The 5,216-nt window shown below is 44.8% G+C and carries 5 protein-coding genes; all 5 read right to left on the minus strand.

What is annotated here, in order from left to right; translation table 11 throughout:
• Window positions 1-894, minus strand: an 894-nt coding sequence (locus RH85_RS06730) for a type VI secretion protein IcmF/TssM N-terminal domain-containing protein (RefSeq protein ID WP_277422395.1), incomplete at its 3' end; no start/stop codon positions are given.
• Window positions 895-910: 16 nt separating this feature from the next.
• The gene (gene tssA / locus RH85_RS06735) at window positions 911-2,308 is read right to left on the minus strand and encodes a type VI secretion system protein TssA (protein ID WP_006711455.1); all 1,398 of its coding nucleotides are present in this window, start codon (window positions 2,306-2,308) and stop codon (window positions 911-913) included.
• Between the two features lie 9 nt (window positions 2,309-2,317).
• Window positions 2,318-2,977: a type VI secretion system-associated protein VasI gene (vasI, locus tag RH85_RS06740; RefSeq protein ID WP_006711456.1), complete on the minus strand. Its 660-nt coding sequence runs from the start codon at window positions 2,975-2,977 to the stop codon at window positions 2,318-2,320.
• Window positions 2,974-4,539: a sigma-54 interaction domain-containing protein gene (locus RH85_RS06745; RefSeq protein WP_006711457.1), complete on the minus strand. Its 1,566-nt coding sequence runs from the start codon at window positions 4,537-4,539 to the stop codon at window positions 2,974-2,976. The genes vasI and RH85_RS06745 overlap by 4 nt, the downstream gene beginning before the upstream one ends.
• A 2-nt stretch (window positions 4,540-4,541) precedes the next feature.
• On the minus strand, window positions 4,542-5,216 hold a 675-nt coding region (locus tag RH85_RS06750; RefSeq protein ID WP_006711458.1), incomplete at its 5' end, for an AAA family ATPase.

Here is a 5,216-nt window from a genome sequence, read left to right on the forward strand (position 1 = left end):
GAAACCTAACACTTCTTCACGTTGGCTTCGTGAATAGTGCTTAAAGAAGGGTTCAAAGCCTTGTAAAAGATCGAGCTTAGTAAGCGTTACATAGACAGGAAGGCGTGTAGACAGCGTCTCCATCAATTCACGCAAACGTGCTCGAAGTAAATTAGCGTACGCTTTTCGTTCCGTGGCCGTTGCGGTCGCCAAACGCGAAACATCTAGGGTTAAAACGATACCATTTAGTGGGCGGCGGTTGCGCGTTTTCTCTAACCAATTGACGAAATGGAGCCATAATCGGCGCTCCATCGCTCCGTCATTGTTCTGATCATGATTTCCCTGAGTCAAAAGTTCTCCATCAGGATCTATCATGACTGATTCATCACCTATCCACCAATCGAACGAATAAGGATTTTCACTCTTTTGGCCAGATGCCCGCATAACAGAAGAGAACACATAGTTTTGACCACTACGATTGATCAAACTGGTTTTACCCGCATTCTCTAAGCCAAGCACAAGATACCAAGGTAGCGCATACAAGTAGTCTCGTTGCGGCAAACTCTCTTTCATGTTAACCATAACTTGATTGAGTTCTAGTTCTTGACGATCCTCATAAGCTTTAATGGGATCTTGGCGCAACCGTTCCTCGTATTTTTGTTCCGCTTGGAAACCTTGCAATTTTTTCCATTGCCAGATTCCCCACAGAGCCAATGTCCCTAACGAAAATAGGCAACTTGCGACTGCACGTTCCATTATCGAGTCTAGTGGTTGATTCCCTTCGATTTCTAGCCATGGACCAGCCCACCAAATCGCTACATTCACTATGATAAATAAGCAAAATAGTAAAATAGGCATCGCTGCTGCGAGGCTTGGCTTAAGCATTCTCGCGATCCTAACTAAATATTTCCACATGGATCTTATCCTTCGTTTATTCTGACGTTGTATGCTTTTGTAGTTGTTCTACTAAAGAGGGTTCCCAGTCGTTAACGCTCATCGTTGTAACTTGTGAATATAGGGTTTGATATTGTTCTTTTGCCATCGCATCAAGATTGTTTGCGTTTAGCAGATTGGTTTGTAGCAATCGCCAGTAAAACTTATCTCTAGGTTCTCTTGCAGCGACTAAGCCATCATTTAACATCGACAGTGCGACAGCGATTCCCGCATCTTTAGCAAGCATCATCGCCTCTGCCTCTTTCTCTTCCCAATTCCCCACACTCGCTTGCTGACCACTGACGTTTTGATGGCTCAATAGCCATTCTTTCGCTTTGTCACTGACAAAGGGCTCACCGCCTTTGAATTTCAATTTCAGTAAATCTGGCATACGAGCAAGAAATTTAGCGCTTTCACTAAGAATCGCTTCACACCAACCATCATGCCCAAGTGCTTTCGCAATCTGATAACTCATCAGTTGCCCTTCGAACCAGAAAGGAGCCATGGTTAGGCTTTGTTCAACCTTACGCCAAAGTTCGAGATCTGGATGACGTAGTTGATCTTGGTACTCTTTTACACGCTCTTGCATCATGCCGCGTAGCAAGGTTTCACCGTTGACATCATGCTCGGGTAACGAAGCAATACTGGACCAAACGGCATAACGACGAACTCGGATTGCCAAGGTGACGCCAAAATCCTGATCGGTGACCACTTCAGCTACTTTGAGCAACGATTGCTTTAGTGCCTTATCACTTGAACTATCGACAGAGACCGCACTTTGGCTCATCTCGATTGGGGCACTTTTTACTGCCTCTGGCACAATTTCTTCGATACGTTCTTGCTCAATGCTTCGCGCTAAGCCAGTGCTAATTTTTGCCATCACGGCTTCTACGTCATCAGACATCAGTTCAGCATTGGTGGTCGATAACTGCCAAGACTCTAACGCCTCTTTTAACGTCTCTCGCTCTTGAGTTGTAAAACGGGAAAAATCTAACTTTTCTGTCACGAGACTAAAACGTTGTGTTATTTGGCTAAAAAATTTCCCTCTTGCCAAACGCCCTTTTTGTCCCGGCGCGGGAAAACACTCTTGCCAATAGAGTAACGTAAAATCGGTTAACAGTTGCATTGACACAATAAATCGTGACGGCGTCACTTTATTGTGTAAGCATTGCAGTAAAATGATGAGCAATTTAAGATCTTTGCTCTTCTCACTTAACAACGAGACTGTTGTCTGTTCGACTTCTGGCCATTGAACTGTTGCGTGAGAAAGCGAGCCTACTTTCATCATTTGGTCTTCGACAAAATCAAACTGTGGGTCATCCACAAGTCTCACACCGACCGGGTTATCCCCGTCTATGGGTTGACTTATAGACTGACGATATTGAGTGATATCCATTGCAGATCCTTACCAGCCGCAGCGACTGCGTAGAGCCACCAAAGAAGAGGACAAAGTACTTGCATCGAACCACAATCCATCGACGATTCTGGAGTTCGAGCGTAAAACTAGGCGCGGCTGTTTCGCCATTGCTTTCATCATTTCGATGGCAGGAATTCCTCGTCCCGATGAAAACAACAAACCAATATCGTCACTTCGCCAAGATTGAGAACGCATACCAACAATCGATATGTTCACTTGCGCATCATCTATCGCGCTTGGAAATGCCAACTCAACCCGGCTCAGATTATCAATGCAACTCATCAGCAAAATCGGTTTGGCGTTATCGTCAAAAGCGGTCTTTTCATTGAGTGCGACTAATGTTACCCATGCATTACCACGTTCTGCCGTTCCTTTGGTTGTTAAATGACTCACATCTTCCGCTTGGTATTGACTCAAGCTATCATAAGCACGCTGCCATGATGCTGGGACATCAGGCCTATAAGAGGATTCAAGATGTACTTTTGTGGGTGTTTGAAACAAAGTATCAAAACAGGCTAACCTCTCTAGGCGCGCATTGATTTGCGTACAATTCTGCGCTTGCTCTAGCGTGGGTTCGCCCGCATAGACGGCGTTGCCCCAAACTATGCCGTGGGCGAGTATCATGATTAGAATACAACGTTGAATCATGGGGTTTTTATCTCCAGCTTTTGGCATTTGTAGGCCAATGTCCGTTTGGGAATCCCCAAGCTCGCTGCCGCTTTAGCACGGTCACCTGAGAAATGTTGCAACCTATCGCGGATAATACGGAGTTCAAACTCATTGACGGTTTGCTTCAAGTTATCTACTTGGTCTGAATTAAAACCCACGCCATACTCTGCGGTGTCGTTGCTGACATTTTTCACTGCGCTAGGCGCTACAGAATGAACATTCGACAAGCGATGTTCAAAACAGCTCGCGGCGACCTGGGTCCCATCTGGTGTTTGTGCGCAAGCAAACTCAACGAGATGTTTAAGCTCACGCACATTGCCAGGAAAGTCATACTGAGATAAGCGATCTATCGCCTTGTAATCAAGACCACGAATATTGGTGTTATGCTGATGATTAAATGAATCGACAAAATGTTGACTCAATAACTCGATATCTTCGAGCTTGGCAGACAACGATGGTAGACTTACTGGGTATTGAAGTAGGCGATAATAAAGATCTTGTCGAAACTCTCGTTGACGCACTTGCTGCAATAAATTCACGTGAGTCGCGGAGACCAGTCTAAAGTTCGACGTCAATTCTTGTTTCGCCCCCACCGGGCGAAACAGACGTGATTCAAGTACTCGCAGCAACTTTGCTTGCAAGTTGAGTGGCATATCCCCAATTTCATCCAAAAATAGCGTCCCACCATCGGCCTGCGCTATCAAACCGAGCTTATCTTTGTCTGCACCTGAAAACGCACCTTTGCTGTAACCAAACAATTCGCTCTCAAGCAAGTTTTCTGGAATCGCGGCACAATTGATGGCGACAAATGGTCCTTTGTTACGAGATGAATATTCATGGACAGCATGAGCAACCAATTCTTTGCCTGTCCCCGTTTCACCTTGAATCATCACCGAAAGCTTTGAAGAGGCCGCATTGATAATTTGCTCTCGCAGTTTATGCATAGCCGAACTATCACCAATCAATTTGGTCGATAGTTGTGTCATGACACAACGACGAGCATCATCACGTTGAGCATCATTAAGCGATTCAGAGAGAACTTTTCGTCCTTGGTTTTCTCGCAAAATCTCACTTAGTAGTGACCATTGATGAGAAAAAATCTCTAGAAATTTAATAAACTCTGGTTGCGTAAATAGCCCATCAACAATTCGACTTTCCCCCACCATAAACAGCACAGATTGAACTTGATCCGCCCCGACAGGAAGTGGATGAATAGCGACTTTATCCATCAAACCGACTTGTGCGGTCAGTTCATTAAAGGCACGGTTTAAACGCCAAAATCCAAGTTCGTCAGCCGCCAGATTAATCGGCCTAGCCGATTGGAGTACATGGGCAAACGGGCAATCAAAATCAGTCACAGACCAACTCAAAGCAACATCACGACCATGTGGTACTAAACTTCGCCCATCAGTCGTCGGAACCAATAACAAGCACTGTTCTAACCCGAGTTCACTACGGATAGTTTCAATAAACCTATCCGCAAGTTCGCTCGGGCTTTTCGCCACGACAAGCTCTGTTGCGAGCACTAACCATTGGCTCATGATTACTCTACCTCTCCGATAAACTCTCCTTCATCGGCAGCCAAATAGATACGTTCTACCGGTTGCTTGTTAGCCAGTTTATTGAGTAGAGATAATGATATTGGTGGCAACAACTGTCCTTCGATAATCGCTTCTAACATACGAGCACCGTTTTCAGAACGATTTGCACGATTTAAGATCTCTTCAATCAAGCTATCTTCAATGACAACTTGTGCATCGTAGCGCTGCTTAAACAGCTTCTCTAGATTAGAAAGTTTTCCACGTACGATTTTCTCGAGTACGTCGCGAGCAAGAGGCAAGTAGAATACGGTTTCCATACGGGCTAAAAGAGCGGGTTTGAAAAATGCAGCTAGCTCAGCATATAACGCTTCATCTAGTTTTTCAGGCGATTGGGCATTATCAACAATGGTCTGATAACCGAGATTGGACGTGAGGAAAAAAACGATATTTTGACAATCAATTAAACGCCCTTCACCATCAGAAAGTTCTCCTTTATCAAACGCTTGATAAAAAATATTGAGCACTTCCGGATGAGCCTTTTCAACTTCATCTAATAGCACAACCGAGTACGGCATTTTGCGAATGGCCTCGGTCAAAATACCGCCTTCTCCATAACCGACATAGCCAGGTGGAGAACCAATTAGACGTGAAACCGTATGTTTCTCCTGATATTCAGC

The sequence above is a fragment of the Vibrio ichthyoenteri ATCC 700023 genome (assembly GCF_000222605.1).
GTDB classification, from domain to species: Bacteria; Pseudomonadota; Gammaproteobacteria; order Enterobacterales; family Vibrionaceae; genus Vibrio; species Vibrio ichthyoenteri.